The organism is Frankia tisae (genome assembly GCF_025403405.1).
Lineage (GTDB): Bacteria > Actinomycetota > Actinomycetes > Frankiales > Frankiaceae > Frankia > Frankia tisai.
In genome coordinates this window covers 1-16,570 of the sequence record NZ_JANEZT010000122.1, presented here as the reverse complement: position 1 = coordinate 16,570, position 16,570 = coordinate 1, and the positions used below count along the sequence as shown (strand labels likewise).

Sequence of the window (16,570 nt, the reverse complement as noted above, 5' to 3'; positions counted from 1 at the left end):
GTCGATGGCGTCCCGGGCGGGGGCCAGGTCGGTGGGGGTGAGCTCGACTGCCTCCGCCCAGCGGCAGAGGAACGCGGTGCGGCCGTCCGGGTGGGCGAGCACCACGCAGACCGGTGTCGCCGCGTCGGGACGGACCGCCATCGTGGTGGCGTCGACGCCCTCGGCTCGCAGCGTGGCGAGCAGCTCACGGCCGGTTTGGTCCCCGCCGACGACGCCGACGGCGCGGACCGGCACACCGCGGCGGGCGAGCGCCACCGCCTGGTTCAGGCCTTTGCCGCCCGGCCGGGTGCGTACGGCGTCGACCCGAAGATCGTCCCCCCAGGCCGGCAGCGTGTCCGTGGTGACGATGCAGTCGAGGCAGAACCCACCGACGACCGCCACGCCCATCCTGCTCACCGCGCCAGGTTAGTCGGCCGGCCCGGGGCTCGACGGCGGATACCAGCATGTGGTCGGCGGGGAAGACCCCGGGTGTAGCGGAAGCTCAAACCATCAGGGGCGCTTTATCACGAACGGAAGAGTAACCCGATGGTGGGCTGGTATGGCCGTGTCTATGGCCTTTTCCTGTCTTGGCTGGACCTCGCTGTGGGTAAGCGCGGGCGCGGCTGCCACTTTCGTCGCGCCCCGACCTGCGCGTCATTGTCGGCCACCCGATAACGTACCGCCGTGCCTCTTCCGTATCCCGCCGCCGCGCGGGCGACCCCACCGCCGTTGCCCATCATCCAGAACATTGCACCATCACAATCCGTGCACTTCGGCCCGTCGACCGTCATGCTTCATTTCGACATATCCCCCTTCCTGGCTGCTCTGGTCGTTCTTATCGTCGTCCTGGCCGGTCTGCTCGTCGCGCATTCGCTGCGGACTGGCCTGGACCGTCGGCGGGTGACCACGACCCTCCCGGCCCACGGCGAACTCCCGGCCGCTTTACCGTCGCTCGAGCCGGTGCCCGCCGCGAAAAACCTCGGAGCCGGGGCAGCGGAGACTTCCGGCCGGCGGGTCGATATCGGTCAAACCGCTACCGGGCGACCTGGCAGCGGTCATACCGGTGACCATTCCCGCGCCTGTGCGACCAGGCCGGACCAGTCCGCTCCCCTGTCTCTGGCCCGCTTCGCGAGCGAGAGAATTCCGTTGGACAGCCAACTGCTCGGCCGGACCGCCGAGGCGGCCAGCGCCCTGGTGGCCAGCATCTCCGCCTCCTCCAGATCGTGCGCCCGCATCGCCGCCGACGCCTGGTAGAGCCGCACGGCGGCGAGCGCGCCGGACGCCCGGGAACGGTCGAACAGGTCGGCGGCCTCGCCCAGCCGATGTTGGCCCTCGTCCAACGCCCCCGCGGCGACGAGCGCCGCGCCCCCGAACGTCGGCAGGTAGCCCGGATGAATGCCGTCGAGGCTGTATCCCAACGATCCCTGGGGCAGCGTCGCGGCGATCGAGTCCGCCGAGCGCAGCACGGTCACGATGCCCTCCGTCGGCATGCTGCGGGCGGCCATGATGTGCGCCTCGGTGGTGAGCGCGAGGATCGCGGTGTGCGCGTGCGGCGCTGTGGCCAGGGCGGTTCGGGCGAGTTGAAGCCCGTCGGCGGTGCTGTCGAAGGAGTAGGCCGCGAGTTCGGCCAGCACGACTCCGGCGTGGGCGGCGGTGGTGGCATCCCCGACCTGCTTGGCCAGGACCAGCGCCGCCTGCGCCGCGATCGTCGCCCGGGCCGGCTGCCCGCTGTCGCCCTGGGCCACCGAGGTCATCAGGAGAATGCGGCCGTGCGTGCGAAGCCAGTCCTGGCGCAGGCCCGCGCCCAGCCGCCAGCGCCCGATGGTGCGGGCGTGGCGCTCGAGGGCTCCGAGCCGTTCGACGAGCTCGGCCGGCGGGGTCGTCTCCCAGCGGCGGGCGAGGGTTTGCAGGGTGGACTCGACCCGCTCCAGAGCCACCCGGCTGTCCATTGCAGAGGAGCTCATGTCGGTTGTCCCGACGCAGAGGAGGGCACCGATGAGCGCACCTGAGGCGATGAGCGCCCGGCGGTCCGTGGAGGCGTCCATGCGGCACTCCTGACGGTCGCGACCTGGCGGAACCGGCACGTGTACGGCATACCTGCACGTGCAGCCATGATGTTCTCCGCCCGCGGATCTCAACTCAGTAAGACAACGATAACCGCTTAAGCATCGCTATGTCGGCTCGGTGCTCACTTCGGGACTTTGGTCGGCCGTTTTCCCCCGCCATGGTGGTGTTGTACGTCGTTTTTGGTGCACCATGCCCGCGGCAGATCTAAGCTGCACCGGCTGAAAGGCCGTCCAGCGCGTGCCGCAGATCGGCCGCGAGGTCGTCGGCCGATTCGATGCCGACCGAGAGCCGCACGAGCTCCGCCGGGACGGCGAGCGGCGAGTCCGCGACCGAGGCGTGGGTCATACTCGCCGGATGCTCGATCAAAGATTCCACCCCACCCAGTGACTCGGCGAGGGTGAACAGCCTGGTCCGCGCGCACAGCTCGATCGCGGCCCGCGGTCCGTCCCGCAACGTGAACGAGACCATCCCGCCGAAGTCACGCATCTGTTTGGCGGCGATCCCGTACCCGGCGTGGCCGGGCAGGCCAGGGTAGTACACCGCGGCGACCGCCGGATGCGCCGCCAGCAGGGTGGCGATAAGGCGGGCGTTGGCGCAGTGCCGATCCATCCGCACCGAGAGTGTCTTGATACCGCGCAGTACGAGCCAGCAGTCGAACGGTCCGGGGACAGCGCCAGCCGCGTTCTGGAGGAACCGTAGCCGGGTGCCGAGCTCCGGATCGCTCACCACGACGGCGCCACCCACGACGTCGCTGTGGCCGCCGAGGTATTTCGTGGTGGAGTGCACCACGGCATCGGCGCCGAGGGTCAGCGGCTGCTGCAGGTAGGGCGAGGCAAACGTGTTGTCCACGGCGAGCAGCGCGCCGGCATCGTGGGCGAGCGACGCGAGCGCGGCGATGTCGGCGACCGACAGCAGCGGGTTCGTCGGCGTCTCACACCACACCAACCGCGTCACGCCCGGACGGACCGCGGCCCGGGTCGCGTCCAGATCGGTGAGGTCGACGCTGGTGTGCTCCACCCCCCACTCGGCGAGGACGCGGGCGATGAGCCGGTAGGTCCCGCCGTAGGCGTCGGCCGGGATGATCACATGGTCGCCGGGGCGGCATACCGCCCGCAGCAGCGTGTCCGTCGCCGCCATGCCGGCGGAGAAGGCCAGGCCGACCTGGCCGCGTTCCAGCGCGGCGAGGCAGGTCTCCAGGGCCGCCCGGGTCGGGTTGCCGGAGCGGCCGTACTCGAATCCACCGCGCAGGCCGCCTACGCCGTCCTGGGCGAAGGTCGAGGACAGGTGGATGGGCGCGACCACCGCCCCGGTGCCCGGATCGGGCTCCTGACCGGCGTGGATCGCGATCGTCTCGAACCCGTCGGCAAACTCCTCGGTGAACTCCTCGGCATGCATGACGCCACGCTACGGCGCCACGGCCAGGAAACTGAGCAGGTCGGCACGGGTCAGAATGCCGACCGGGTTGCCCTCGTCATGCACCAGTACGGCCGGCTCGTCGCCTAGGACGGCGACGATGCGCGACAGCGGCTCGCCACTGCCCACCATCGGCAGCGGCGGGGAAAGGTGATCGGTCACGGGGGAGTCGATGGCGGACCGGTCGGCGAAGACCGCGGCGAGCAGCTGGCGTTCGATCACCGAGCCCGCCACCTCGGCCGCGCGCAGCGGCGGCTCGTGGCGCACGACCGGCATCTGCGAGACGTTGTACTCCCGCAGGTAGGAGATTGCCGTGCCGACCGTCTCGGCCGGATGGACGTGCACGAGGTCGGGCGGGCCGCTGGTCTGCTCGCCCTTGTACCGAAGGGCGTCGGCGACGGTCGGGCCGCTCGACGGCGGCTCCAGGAAGCCGTACTCGTACATCCACTCGTCATTGAAGATCTTCGACAGGTAGCCGCGGCCTGAGTCGGGCAGCAGGACCACGACGACGTCGTCGGGACCGAGACCACCGGCGACGCGCAGCGCCGCCACCACGGCCAATCCGCAGGACCCGCCGACCAGCAGCCCGCACCGGCGGGCGAGCTCCCGGGTCATCAGGAACGACTCCCGGTCGCTGACCGCCTCCACCCGGTCGACGACCGTCTTGTCGTAGGTCGTCGGCCAGATGTCCTCGCCGACGCCCTCGACGAGGTAGGGCCGCCCGCTGCCGCCGGAGTAGACCGATCCCTCCGGATCCGCGCCGATGATCTGCACGGCCCCGCCGGACACCTCCTTGAGGTAGCGCCCCACGCCGCTGATCGTGCCCCCCGTGCCGATCCCGGCGACGAAGTGCGTGATGCGGCCGTCGGTCGCCCGCCAGATCTCCGGCCCCGTGGTGGCCTGGTGCGCGGCCGGGTTGTGGGGGTTGGAGTACTGGTCCGGGCTCCAACCGCCCGGGGTCTCCCGGACCAGCCGGCGGGCCACCTCGTAGTAGGAACGGGGATCGTCGGGGGACACCGCTGTCGGGCAGACGACAACCTCGGCTCCGTACGCACGCAGGACCGCCCGCTTCTCCTCGCTGATCTTGTCCGGCATGGTGAACACGCAGCGATACCCCTGCCGAGCCGCCACCAGGGCCAGGCCTACCCCGGTGTTGCCGCTGGTCGGCTCGATGATGGTGCCGCCCGGCCGCAACTGCCCCGCCTCCTCGGCGGCGGCGACCATCGCCAGCGCCACCCGGTCCTTGACCGAGCCGCCCGGATTCAGATATTCGAGCTTGCCCAGCACCTGCGCCGGGGTTTGCGCGATCCCCGGCGTCAACCTGACCAGGGGTGTGTCACCGACGAGGTCGACGACGTGGTCGAACACCTGCATACCGGTCATCCACCTATCGCTGCGGTCGGGAACGCGGGCCGGTCGTGCGACGTCCGGACTACTGTCGTCGACGGTAGCGAGTCGAGCCCGCCGCCGCCCGCTCCCCGCCGAATTCGCCGACTGCTGACGGTGAACTCCTGCCTTGGGGGTAAAGGTCGCCACCCGGTGGGTAAAGTGCCGCAGGCGGTAAGTGCCCGTGTTGCGGCCGACGCCCGCGGGCGTCGGCGACGACCGGTCTCGTTCCGGAAGAGAGTGCGGGTGGGCGAATGCGAGTCCTGCTCAACGTCATCTGGCTGGTGCTCTGTGGTATCTGGCTGGCCCTCGGTTATGCCCTGGCGGCCCTGATCTGCTTCATCCTCATCATCACCATTCCGTTCGGCGTCGCGTCGTTGCGGATGGCCAACTACGCGCTGTGGCCGTTCGGCCGGCGGGTGGTTGACCGTCCGGACGCCGGCGGGGCGTCCCTGGTCGGCAACGTTCTGTGGATCATTTTCGCCGGCTGGTGGCTCGCCCTCGGGCATCTCACGACCGGGATCGCGCTGTGCCTGACCATCATCGGTATTCCGCTCGGCCTGGCGAACTTCAAACTGATCCCGGTGTCGCTGATGCCGCTGGGCAAGGAGATCGTGGACGTGGACAGCCCGGTCCTGGTCTGAACCGCTCGTCGCCGCGGCGGGGCACCGGGCCGGCGCTGTCGGCCAGTCCGGTGCCGCCGGCTCGGCGGCCGCGACCGCCCCGCGCGCGGCTCAGCGGCCCAGCGCCGCCTGGAGGTCGCGAACGTGCTCCTGGGTCTGCTCGAGCAGGGGGCGCAGCGCCTCGGCGACGTCGGCGAGCCCCAGTTCGTTGGCCTGGCTGAACCGCTCGCGGTAGCGGCTGAGCTGCTCGGACTCCAACCGGAGATCGTCCTGCAGCGCATCCTGAGCACCGCTGGACGGGCGGACCTGGGACACGTCGGCGGTCGGCGTCCCGCCCAGGAAGGCGATCTGCTCGGCCAGGATCTGGGCGTGACCGAGCTCCTGCGGCAGGTGCCGCTTGATCTCCTCGGCGACGCTCAGGTACTCGGCGCCCGTGACGACCGCGCCGTGCTGGATGTACTGGACGATCGACTGGTACTCGGAGCTGAGGTCATCGTTGAGCAGCTTGACGAAGGTCTCCTGATCCATGCCGGTGAACTCCCCTGTTTCAGATGCTGGCGCCCGGACGGGTTCCAGGCGGTCTGAGCGGGATGCCCGTTCCCGGCCCACTCATGCCTCGACGGCACCTCGGTGGCCTGCCTGGGACCCGGGGCGGCGCGGAGCGGGTACGGCTGGTCACCGTCCTCGACCGCGTCGTTTGCGCTCCGGCCCGGAGAGGATGTCCGGTTCGGTGCCGGTCGCCTTGGCGCCGCGGCGCCCGCGGTCGTTGTCCGGGGACGCGGCGGCGCGCGCGGACTCCTGGGCTCGCCGGCGGAACGCCTCGATCACGGGCGTGGGGCCGGTCGGGGCGGAGTGCACGGAGTCCGTCACCGGGTAGGGCAGCGGGCCCGCCGCGCTCCAGCCGGCGGGGCTCGGCTGCTCCCCGGCGAGTTCGCTGAACGCGACGATCGGCCGGTCCCGGCGGTAGTGATAGCCGCCGCGGTGGCCCTGCCGCCGGGGAATGGGCGCCGTCACCGGATCCCCGACCTCGGTCGGCGGAACCGACGTTCCGCCGGATTCCTTGGCCGGGCCGTGGGACTGGAACCAACCGAAGTGCGAGTTCTTCCCGCGGAGCACCGCATTCTCGGAACGGATGATCACCAGGAGTGCGGTGGCGAAGGCGGCTCGCATGCGGGCCTCGGCCAGCTGCCGTTCGAGTTCGGCGACATACGCCGGATCGACGGCGGCGTTCGACACCCGGTCCTGGTCCGGTTCGCCCGTCGAGCCGAACGCCTCGATATGTAGCGGCCGGCACTGCTCGAGCTGTGCGACTCGTTGTGACTGATCCTCCGGATACAACAGCTCCACGTAGTTCTCGATGACATTCCAGTCGATCTGCTTCTCGCCTCGGAACTGACGGCTGAGATCGCGCGCCCGGGCGCGTCGGATCTTGATATCCTCGCTGTCCGACCAGACTTTCCGCACCACCATCTCGTAACTCACCCGGTAAGGGCTGTTGAGTTCGTGGAGATGGTGTAGCAGCGTGAGCTGGCTGGGATTCTCGAGTTCTGGTTTTGGTCCCCGCGGGCGAGCGCCGGAAAGAGTCATCGACGGTCCATCCGATAGTTGTGACGGTGCGCCTGCGAGCGAACTGGCGGTGGCCTCTGCATGCCCCGTGCGACGTCACTACGAGTCATCGGCATCCGTCCTCCCCGGGTGGGCGCCCCGGGCATCGGTCGACGCGCACCTCGCGCTCACACTATCGGTTCCTTTCCGCCGCGGACCGATGGTTGCGAACCTACGACCACGCGCGCCCACGCTCCGGTGTCAACCGTCCTGGCGCGATGCTCCTGGACCGGAATAACATGGTCGGTTGCGCTACTTCGCCGAATCTGTTGCATCGACAACTCGTCCCGCGGGACGGGCCCGCGGATGGTCGACCGAAGTCGAGTATCGGCGCCACCGCCGGGCCTGGCGCAGTATGCTGGCCCAGCGCGGCCGTCGGCATGCGGACGAAGCGGGTGTCGCGGTAGTGATCATTTTTCTTCTGGAGTGCTGGAGCGGCGCCGGGAGTATCTCCGGCCGCCGATACCGCCGGGAAAACCGTCCGTCCGGGAATTCGGGTCCGGAAAGAATGCGCCGCCGACGCCGGCGGCCGTCCGGTCTTCGCTGATCGCATCCGGGCCCTGGCGCGAGGGGGCCGGCGGTCGGACGACCGGCCGCCGCCAGGCGATCGGGTGATGCCCGGGGGGTGGTCGCCCACGATCGAAATCGCCTTGACCTAACGTTGGGTTGAGGCCGTAAGGTCGCCACGCGTCCATGGTGCGTCACCTGCCGTCAGGCGGAGCGTACGACCGCTGTCCCGTCATCCAGCACCCGGCGGTGGATCACGGGGGTCGCCGCCAGCCGCGTCCGTCATGACGGTGGGGGACCTGCCCGGTGTCCCCGCGACGGCTGCGGGATGCCCTGGTCGACTGGGTATCGCCGCTGCAGAGAGGGATCGCATGCTCATCCGACTTCTGCGAGCGCATCTGGCCCGCTACCGGCGGCCCATTGTGATCATCGTGACCCTGCAACTGGTCTCGACGATCGGCATGCTGTACCTGCCGACCCTGAACGCGGACATCATCGATCAAGGGGTGGTGGTCGGCGACACGGGTTACATCCTGCGTATCGGCGGGGTCATGCTCGGCGTCAGCGTCGTGCAGCTCCTCTGCGCCGGCGCGGCGGTCCTCTACAGCGCGCGCACGGCGATGGCCATCGGGCGCGACCTTCGGGCGGCGGTGTTCGACCGGGTGCAGGCGTTCTCGGCCCGCGAGGTCGGCCGCTTCGGGGCTCCCTCGCTCATCACCCGGGCGACCAACGACGTCCAGCAGGTGCAGATGCTGGTGCTGCTCAGCTTCACGCTGATGGTCTCAGCGCCGATCATGTGCATCGGTGGCATCATTCTCGCGGTGAACCAGGACGCCGGGCTGTCCCTGCTCCTGGTTGTGATCGTCCCGATTCTCGCGGTCATCATCACGCTGATCGTGCGGCGGATGCGCCCGCTCGGGCGGGCCATGCAGGAACGGCTGGACACGGTCAACCGGATCCTGCGCGAACAGATCACGGGGCTGCGCGTCATCCGCGCCTTCGTCCGCGACGACTACGAACGGCAGCGGTTCGGGGTCGCCAACACCGAGCTGACCGATGTCTCGCTGCGGTTCGGCCGCCTGATGGCCCTGATGTTCCCGCTCGTGCTCACGGTCGTGAACTTCTCCAGCGTCGCCGTGCTCTGGTTCGGCGCGCACCGCATCGACGCGGGCCACATGCAGATCGGCGCGCTGACCGCGTTCCTCAGCTATCTCATGCAGATCCTCATGTCGGTCATGATGGCGACGTTCATGTTCATGATGATCCCGCGAGCCGAGGTCTGCGCCGAACGCATCCAGGAGGTCCTGGCGACGGACTCCTCGCTGCGGCCGCCGGACCACCCGGTGCGCGAGCTGCGCGCCCACGGCCTGCTGGAGCTGCGCGGGGTGGGCTTCCGCTACCCGGGGGCGGAGGATCCGGTGCTGCGCGGCGTCAGCCTCACCGCCCGCCCCGGCCAGACCACCGCCGTCATCGGCAGCACGGGCAGCGGGAAGACGACCCTGCTGGGCCTCATCCCGCGGCTCGCCGAGGCGACCGAGGGCACCGTCCTGGTGGACGGGGTCGACGTGCGCGACATCGATCCCACCGTGCTCGCGCGCACCGTCGGCGTCGTGCCGCAGCGACCGTACCTGTTCTCCGGGACCGTCGCGTCGAACCTGCGTTACGGCAACCCCGATGCCACCGACGACGAGCTCTGGCGGGCCCTGGAGACCGCGCAGGCGAAGGAGTTCGTCGAGGCGATGCCGGACGGGCTCGACGCCCCGATCGCCCAGGGTGGCACGAACGTCTCCGGCGGGCAGCGGCAGCGGCTGTGCATCGCCCGGCTGCTGGTCCACCGGCCCGAGGTCTACCTGTTCGACGACTCCTTCTCGGCCCTCGACTACGCCACCGACGCCCGCCTGCGGGCGGCGCTCGCCCGGGAGACGGCCGAGGCCACGGTTGTGATCGTCGCCCAGCGGGTGGCCACCATCCGCGACGCCGACCAGATCATCGTGCTGGAAAGCGGAGAGGTGGTCGGGGTGGGCACCCATCACCAGCTCATGGCCGACAATCCGACGTACCGCGAGATCGTGCTCTCGCAGCTCACCGAGCAGGAGGCCGCGTGAGCGGGACCGCTTCCACCCCGGCACCGCGCCGCGGCCCGGCCCCGGTGGCCGGCCCGGCGCGTTTCCTCGGCGGTCAGGGCGCCGCCGAGAAGTCCGCGGACTTCGCGGGTTCGAGCCGGCGCCTGCTGCGCCTGCTGCGGCCGCAACGCCACCTGCTGACGGTCTCCGTCGGGCTGGCGACGGCGAGCGTCGGGCTCACCGTGACCGGGCCCCGGCTGCTCGGCCATGCCACCGACCTGGTGTTCGCGGGGATCTTCAGCCGGCGGCTGCCCGCCGGGACGACGAAGGAGCAGAACGTCGCCGCGCTGCGGGCCGCCGGGCACGGCACCCAGGCCGACCTGCTCGCCTCGCTGCACGTCACCCCCGGGCGGGGGATGGACTTCGGCGCGATCGGCACGGTGCTGCTGTGGGTCGCCCTCGTCTACGCGCTCGCCGGGATCTGCGGTGTGCTGCAGGCCCGCCTCACCAACCTGGCGATCCAGCGGGTGATCGGTGAGCTGCGCGACGACGTGCAGCGGAAGATCTCCCGGCTGCCCACCCGCTACTTCGACAGCCAGCCGCGCGGGGAGGTGCTCAGCCGGGTCACCAACGACATCGACAACCTCGGCCAGAGCCTCCAGCAGAGCGTGTCGCAGATCGTCGTCTCGGGGCTGACCATCGTCGGTGTGCTGGCGATGATGTTCTGGATCTCCTGGGAGCTCGCCCTGATCGCACTGGTGACGGTGCCGGTGTCGGTCGTGGTGGCCACGCGGGTCGGCAAGCTCGCCCAGCCGCAGTTCGTCGCCCAGTGGAAGATCACCGGGCGGCTCAACGCGCACGTCGAGGAGATGTACACCGGGCACACCCTCGTCCGCGCGTTCGGCCGCCAGGAGGAGTCGGCGCGCACCTTTCAGGAGTACAACGACCAGTTGTACACGGCCAGCTGGCGGGCCCAGTCCATCTCCGGGTTCATGCAGCCGGCGATGATGTTCATCGGCAACGTCAACTACGTCCTGGTGGCCGTGATCGGTGGTCTGCGGGTGGCGTCGGGGGCGCTGTCGATCGGCGACGTCCAGGCGTTCATCCAGTACTCGCGCCAGTTCAGCCAGCCGCTGTCGCAGGCCGCCAGCATGGCGAACCTCGTCCAGTCCGGGGTGGCCTCCGCGGAGCGGGTGTTCGACCTGCTGGACACCGCCGAGCAGGAGGCCGACCCGCAGGTGCCGGCGCGGCCCGAGGGGCTGCGCGGCCGGGTCGCGTTCGAGCACGTCGCGTTCCGCTACAAGCCGGACAAGCCGCTGATCGAGGATCTCTCCCTGGTCGCCGAGCCGGGCCACACGATCGCGATCGTCGGCCCCACCGGGGCCGGCAAGACCACGTTGATCAACCTGCTGATGCGCTTCTACGACGTGACCTCGGGACGGATCACCCTCGACGGCGTCGACATCGCGGCCATGACCCGCGACGGGCTGCGCGCCCAGATCGGCATGGTGCTGCAGGACACCTGGTTGTTCGGCGGGAGCATCGCCGAGAACATCGCCTACGGAGGCGAGGGCGTCACCCACGCCCAGGTCGTGGCGGCGGCCCGGGCCGCCCACGTCGACCGGTTCGTCCGCACCCTGCCGGCTGGCTACGACACCGTTCTCGACGACGAGGGGACCGGCGTCAGCGGGGGCGAGAAGCAGCTCATCACCATCGCCCGTGCGTTCCTGGCCGAACCGTTGATCCTGGTCCTCGACGAGGCCACGAGCTCGGTGGACACCCGCACGGAGGTCCTCATCCAGCAGGCCATGTCGACGCTGCGCGCGGGCCGGACCGCCTTCGTCATCGCGCACCGGCTGTCGACCATCCGCGACGCGGACACCATCCTCGTGATGGAGGACGGGGCGATCGTCGAACAGGGCGATCACGCCGGGCTGCTCGCCGCAGACGGCGCGTACGCCCGGCTCTACCAGTCGCAGTTCGCCCAGGCCGCCGTGGAGATCTAGCGGCCGGACGCCGGCAGGACGGCCCACGACCGGTAGGCCTCCAGGTGCGACTTGAGGCTGGACAGCGTCGCGGGCCAGCCTCTGTAGAGGTCGCAGTCGGCGCTGTCGCGGATCTGGTCGTGCACGACGGTGAGCCGGCAGGAGTCGCCCACGGTCTCGATGTCCCAGGTCACGCGGGTGACGCCCGCGTCACGCACGTCGGCACTCCACAGCGCGACCGTCCTCTGGACCAGCCGCCGGGGCGGTGAGACCTCCAGGTTGACGCCGATACCGAGCCGCGTGCCGGTGCCCGGATCGCTGAGCTCGAAGTGGGAACCGGGGGTCCAGTCCGAGGTCACCCGCGTGCCCAGATCGCGGGTGACGCCGGTATCGGGCGCCGTGATCGCGGCCCAGAGGCGGCGCGGGGTGGTCCGAATGTAGATCTTGAACACCTTCTCCATCGGTCTCTCCAGACTGCGCGTGAGCTCGCTGTGCGTGACGGAGGAGCGGCGTTCGTTCCCATCCTCCGGAGCTGGCCGCGCGGCGGCAAGGGCCCGGCGGGGAGCACCAAGGTGCCCCTTCGAGAGGAGGAGCGCGAAAGCACGCAGTCGGGAGACGGCCCGGCGGTCGCGATTACCGGTAAGCGGATTGAACCTGATGATCTCTTGGGCGGGTCGACTCATAGCGGAAAAGGAGAAGCTCGTACGAAGTCCAGCTCGGGGCCTCGCTGAAAGGAGGGAAGCCGGAGCGGTCAGTTGATCAGAGCGGTGAGCTGGCGGCCGTCCTGCCAGGTTCCGGTCACATCGGAGAAGGAGTTGTCCTTCCAGCGCAGCAGCCGTACGGCGGTGTTGCAGACGGCCGGGAAGATCTCGATCTGCTTGCCGTCGCAGGTGTACGGATGGGCCATGACATTCGGCTGGTCGTGCGTGGCGCGCAGCGCGGTGAGCAGGCCGTCCGAGCTCGGCTGCGGGGTCTTCGCCAGCAGGGCCCGCAGAGCGAGAACGGCGGAGAAGGCGCCCTGCGACGCCGAGGTGCGGTTCGCCTCCGGCACGGCCTTGCGGAAGGCGACCGTGTCGGCGTCCCCGCCGCTGGACCCGACGGGGAGGTAGCTGGAGGCGAAGTAGAGGTTGTCGGTGCGGCCGCCGGCGGCCCGTGGCACCGAGGGCGTGGCGCAGGCGCCGACGAAATAGATGTCGCTGTGAATGTTCAGCGCGGCCGCGGCCTGGACGATCCGGGCGCACGCCGCCGCCTGGAATACGACGATGATGGCGTCCGGGTGGCCGGCGGCGGCCTGGGTGAGCGCCGGTGCGAAGTCCGCCGCGTCAGACTTTTCGGCGATCAGCCGGACGTCGGTGACACCTTTCTTGCGGAGAACGTTCTGAGATCCCTTGATCGCGGCGGTGAGCAGTCCAGGCAGGTCCACGTACAATGCATGTGCACTGCGGATATGCCGGGTGGCGGTGAGGTAGTCGGTGAGGCCGAGTAGTTCCGCGACCGTACCGCCGGAAAGTGCGAAGGCGTTCTTGGAATCGAGTTCTCCGCTGAGCTGCGGGGAGCCGGTGACGTAGGGGATGTGGGCCGCCTCGTATATCGGCATGGCGGCCTGCGTGCCGAAATCGATGCCGCCGACCACCGCGATCGGCTTCTCCGTGACCAGCCTGTTGGCACAGTTCTGGGAGGATTCCGGGGAACCGTCGGTGGCGCAGGTCGCCAGCCGCAGCGGCCGGCCGCCGACGCCGCCGAGCGCGGCATTGGCATGATCCACGGCGGCCTGCGCCGCCCGCCGGGTCTCCGGGTATGACCCAAGAGTGCTGTTCTCGACGGTGACGAAGCCGAGGGTGACCGGTGGCCCGGTCAGGTGGCTCGCCGTGGCGCCGGCGGCTGCGCCGCCCGACGAGCCACCGCGTTGGCTCGTGCAGCCGGCACCGGCGAAGGCGACAGACAGGGCGACGGAGAACGCGAGTAGGGCGCGGGAAGCTTGTCTCACGGGCGCTCAAGCTACACTCCATCTCACCCGGTTCCTGGGTGAGACCGTCGACCGGCGGGACGGGAGTGATTCGGTGACCGCGCGCCCACTCTTCCGCCTCGTCGCCCGTCCGTCGACTTCGATGCTGGACATCTGCTCGGGAGCCTCGTGACCACCTATGTAGCCGCAATGCTGCTGGGCCTCGGCCCGGGCGCGGTGTACGCGGCGCTCGGGCTCGGGCTCGTGCTCACCTACCGCGCCTCCGGCGTCATCAACATCGCGCATGGCGCCTTCGCGATGTACGCCACTTACCAGTATGCCGAGCTGCGCGAGGTTGGCGACCTTGTCCTGCCCGTCGTCGGGTTGCCGCCACGAATTCATCTCACCGACACCCCCACGTTCGGTCTGGCATTGTCGGTTTCTCTTGCGATGGCCGCCCTGCTGGCATTGGCGTCCTATCTGCTGGTCTTCCGGCCATTGCGGCGGGCTCAGCCGATGATGACCGTCGTCGCCGCCGTCGGGCTCACGATCGCGTTGCAGGCCGTGGCCGTCGTCCAGTTCGGCGCGGACAACCGCTTCCTCGACCCCGTGCTGCCCCAGTCGCCGCTGCACCTGCTCGGGGTCACGGTGCCAAGCGACCGGCTGCTGCTGGCGGGCCTCGTCGTCGTGGCCGCGGCCGGCCTGTGGGCGACGTCGCGCTGGACCATGTTCGGCCTCGCGACCCGGGCCGTCGCCGACGACGAGGAGACCACCGCGCTGCTCGGCCGCCGGCCGGGTTGGATCGCGGCGGCGAACTGGATGCTGGCGGCGGTGCTCGCCGCGCTGGCCGGCATCCTCGTCGCCCCGATCAGCGCGTTGAACCCGACGAGCTACTCGTTGTTCGTCGTGCCCGCGCTCGCCGCGGCCCTGCTCGGGGGGCTGTCCTCGTTCGGCCTGACCGTCGCCGGTGCACTCGGCCTCGGCGTCGCGCAGGGGCTCCTGCTCCCGCTGCAGCAGGATGTCGGCTGGCTGAACCAGCCCGGTCTGCGGGCGCTGCTGCCGATGATCCTCGTCCTCGCCGTGGCGGGCCGGCGCGGAACGCTGATCCCGGGCCGGGTGGCCGCCGCGGTCGTGTCGGTGCCGTTGCCGGCGGTCGAGCCTGCGCGGCGTCCGCTTGGTGGGCTCCTGCTCGGCGTGCCCGTCGGGATCGTCGCGCTGTTCCTGCTCACCGGCTCCTGGCGGCTCGGGCTCGAACGCAGCCTCGCCGGCGCCGTGGTGTGCCTGTCGTTCGTGGTGCTGACGGGCTACGTCGGCCAGCTCTCGCTGGCGCAGATGTCGCTGGCCGGCGTCGCCGGTTTCCTGTTGGCCAGGCTGGAGGGCGAGCTCGGTGTGCCCTTCCCGATCGCCCCGCTGATCGCCACGTTCGCGGCCGCGGTCGCCGGACTGTTCATCGGGGTGGTGTCGCGCCGGCTGCGCGGCGTGGACCTGGCACTGATCACGCTGGTTGCCGGGGTCGCGATCCAGGAGGCGGTGTTCGGAAATCCGCTGGTCACCGGCGGGCTGGCCGGGTCGTCCGTGCCCAATCCGAAGATCTTCGGGCTGGATCTCGGGCTGTCCGGAGCTGGCTTCCCCCGGGTGCAGTTCGGCCTGCTGGCGCTGGCCGTGCTCGCGGCCAGTGGCTACGGGGTGGCCCGCCTGCGCACCGCGGACCTCGGCCGGCGGATGCTCGCGGTGCGGGCCAACGAACGGTCGGCGGCCGCGGTCGGGATCGACGTGCGCCGGACGAAGGTGCTGGCGTTCACGCTGTCCGCGGCGCTCGCCGGCCTCGGCGGCTGCCTCATCGGATACGGCCAGGGCCGGCTGTCCTTCGACTCGTTCGGGGTCACCGCGTCGCTGTTCTTCCTCGCCATCGCGGCCGTCGGCGGGGTGACCAGCGTCGGCGGGGCGCTGGTCGGAGGCCTGCTCGTCCCGGGTGGGCTGGCGTTCACGGCGCTGGACCGCGTCGCCGGACTCGGTGAATACCAGCAGGTGCTGTGCGGCCTCGCGGTGGTGGTGCTGGCCGTCCTGCGGCCGGCCGGGCTCGTCTACCGGTCCGGCCGCGCCGCCCGCCCGGTCGCGCCCGGTGGGGACAGGCCGTCCGACGGGGACGGCGGGGACGTGCTGTCTGGCGGGAAGGTTCGGGCTGGCCCGGGCCCGCAGACGCCCGAGGCCGTCGACGCCGGGCCCGCGCGCTCCGCTGAGGGGAACCGGCCGAGCCTGGCCCCGTACCAGGTCAACCCCGGCGGCGTGGCGTGACCGCGCTGCTGTCCGTCGACATGCTCGCCGCCGGGCAGGGCGGCACCCGCATCGTCGAGGATGTCTCGTTCACCCTGGAGGCGGGCAGCGTCACCGGTCTCATCGGGCCGAACGGCGCCGGCAAGACGACGCTGATCGACGCGCTCACCGGCTTCGCGACGATCTTCGCCGGCAGTGTGCACCTCGACGGTGCCGAGCTGGCGGGGCTGGCGGCGCACGAGCGGCAGCGCCACGGGCTCGCCCGCACCTTCCAGGCCCTGGAGCTGTTCGACAGCCTGGCAGTGGCGGAGAACCTCGCCGTGGTCACCCGCCCGACGGCGGGGTCGGCGGACACCGGGCGGCTGGGACTCGCGGCGATCGCCGACCGCCTGCCCGCGACGCTCAGCCACGACGAGCGGGCCGCCGTGGCCCTCGGCCGCGCCCTCATCGCCGCGCCGAAGGTGCTGCTGCTCGACGAGCCGGCCGCGGGCCTCGACCCCGCGGACCGGCGTGAGCTCACCGCGCGCATCCGTCGCATCGCCGGCCGCGGCGTCGCCATCCTGCTCGTCGATCACGACGTCCAGCTCGTCTTCGACGTCTGCGACCGGGTTCTCGTCCTGGACGGCGGCCGGATCGTCGCCCGCGGGCTCCCCGCGCAGGTTCGGGCGGATCCGGCCGTCCGCGCGGCCTACCTGGGCGGCTCCGAGGCCCCGGGGCCTCGGA

General features: G+C 70.7%; 13 protein-coding genes. 5 read left to right on the top strand and 8 right to left on the bottom strand.

The features are described from left to right. From NBZ85_RS13850 to NBZ85_RS13835, 4 genes are all read right to left on the bottom strand, one after another. On the bottom strand, positions 1–387 hold a 387-nt coding region (locus tag NBZ85_RS13850; RefSeq protein ID WP_261562031.1), incomplete at its 3' end, for a carbohydrate kinase family protein. A 647-nt stretch (positions 388–1,034) separates the two neighbouring features. After that, the gene (locus NBZ85_RS13845; RefSeq protein ID WP_261556299.1) at positions 1,035–2,024 is read right to left on the bottom strand and encodes a hypothetical protein; all 990 of its coding nucleotides are present in this window, start codon (positions 2,022–2,024) and stop codon (positions 1,035–1,037) included. 226 nt (positions 2,025–2,250) lie between these two features. Next, on the bottom strand, positions 2,251–3,441 hold the full coding sequence (locus NBZ85_RS13840) for a cystathionine gamma-synthase (RefSeq protein WP_261556300.1): 1,191 nt from the start codon (positions 3,439–3,441) through the stop codon (positions 2,251–2,253). Between the two features lie 9 nt (positions 3,442–3,450). Then, positions 3,451–4,833, bottom strand: coding sequence for a cystathionine beta-synthase (locus NBZ85_RS13835; protein WP_261556309.1), 1,383 nt, complete (start codon positions 4,831–4,833; stop codon positions 3,451–3,453). Positions 4,834–5,099: 266 nt separating this feature from the next. On the opposite strand from NBZ85_RS13835, the gene NBZ85_RS13830 reads away from it, so the two are divergent. After that, positions 5,100–5,489 carry a YccF domain-containing protein gene (locus tag NBZ85_RS13830; RefSeq protein ID WP_261556301.1) on the top strand — a complete coding sequence of 130 codons (390 nt, stop codon included), beginning with the start codon at positions 5,100–5,102 and terminating at the stop codon, positions 5,487–5,489. Positions 5,490–5,579: 90 nt separating this feature from the next. Here NBZ85_RS13830 and NBZ85_RS13825 read toward each other — a convergent pair whose 3' ends face one another. Both NBZ85_RS13825 and NBZ85_RS13820 read right to left on the bottom strand, forming a co-directional pair. Beyond that, positions 5,580–5,996, bottom strand: a complete 417-nt coding sequence (locus NBZ85_RS13825; RefSeq protein ID WP_261556302.1) for a ferritin-like domain-containing protein — start codon at positions 5,994–5,996, stop codon at positions 5,580–5,582. 147 nt (positions 5,997–6,143) lie between these two features. After that, the gene (locus tag NBZ85_RS13820) at positions 6,144–7,055 is read right to left on the bottom strand and encodes a hypothetical protein (RefSeq protein ID WP_261556303.1); all 912 of its coding nucleotides are present in this window, start codon (positions 7,053–7,055) and stop codon (positions 6,144–6,146) included. 896 nt (positions 7,056–7,951) lie between these two features. Here NBZ85_RS13820 and NBZ85_RS13815 point away from each other — a divergent pair. Together NBZ85_RS13815 and NBZ85_RS13810 are read left to right on the top strand one after the other, a co-directional pair. Then, the gene (locus NBZ85_RS13815) at positions 7,952–9,685 is read left to right on the top strand and encodes an ABC transporter ATP-binding protein (protein ID WP_261556304.1); all 1,734 of its coding nucleotides are present in this window, start codon (positions 7,952–7,954) and stop codon (positions 9,683–9,685) included. Beyond that, entirely contained in the window at positions 9,682–11,649 is a 1,968-nt protein-coding gene (locus NBZ85_RS13810) for an ABC transporter ATP-binding protein (protein WP_372517713.1), read from the top strand. The genes NBZ85_RS13815 and NBZ85_RS13810 overlap by 4 nt, the downstream gene beginning before the upstream one ends. On the opposite strand, the gene NBZ85_RS13805 is transcribed toward NBZ85_RS13810, so the two are convergent. Further along, positions 11,646–12,089, bottom strand: a complete 444-nt coding sequence (locus tag NBZ85_RS13805; RefSeq protein WP_261562030.1) for an SRPBCC domain-containing protein — start codon at positions 12,087–12,089, stop codon at positions 11,646–11,648. The genes NBZ85_RS13810 and NBZ85_RS13805 overlap by 4 nt on opposite strands. Before the next feature lie 290 nt (positions 12,090–12,379). Continuing rightward, a complete protein-coding gene (locus NBZ85_RS13800) occupies positions 12,380–13,615 on the bottom strand; it encodes an ABC transporter substrate-binding protein (RefSeq protein WP_261556306.1) in 1,236 nt (411 codons plus the stop codon). Between the two features lie 147 nt (positions 13,616–13,762). Between NBZ85_RS13800 and NBZ85_RS13795 the strand changes: the two genes are divergently transcribed. Both NBZ85_RS13795 and NBZ85_RS13790 read left to right on the top strand, forming a co-directional pair. Next, complete coding sequence (locus NBZ85_RS13795; RefSeq protein ID WP_261556307.1) at positions 13,763–15,868, top strand: branched-chain amino acid ABC transporter permease; 2,106 nt, start codon at positions 13,763–13,765, stop codon at positions 15,866–15,868. Further along, the coding region (locus NBZ85_RS13790; protein WP_261562029.1) for an ABC transporter ATP-binding protein at positions 15,865–16,570 on the top strand (706 nt) is incomplete at its 3' end. The genes NBZ85_RS13795 and NBZ85_RS13790, both read left to right, overlap by 4 nt.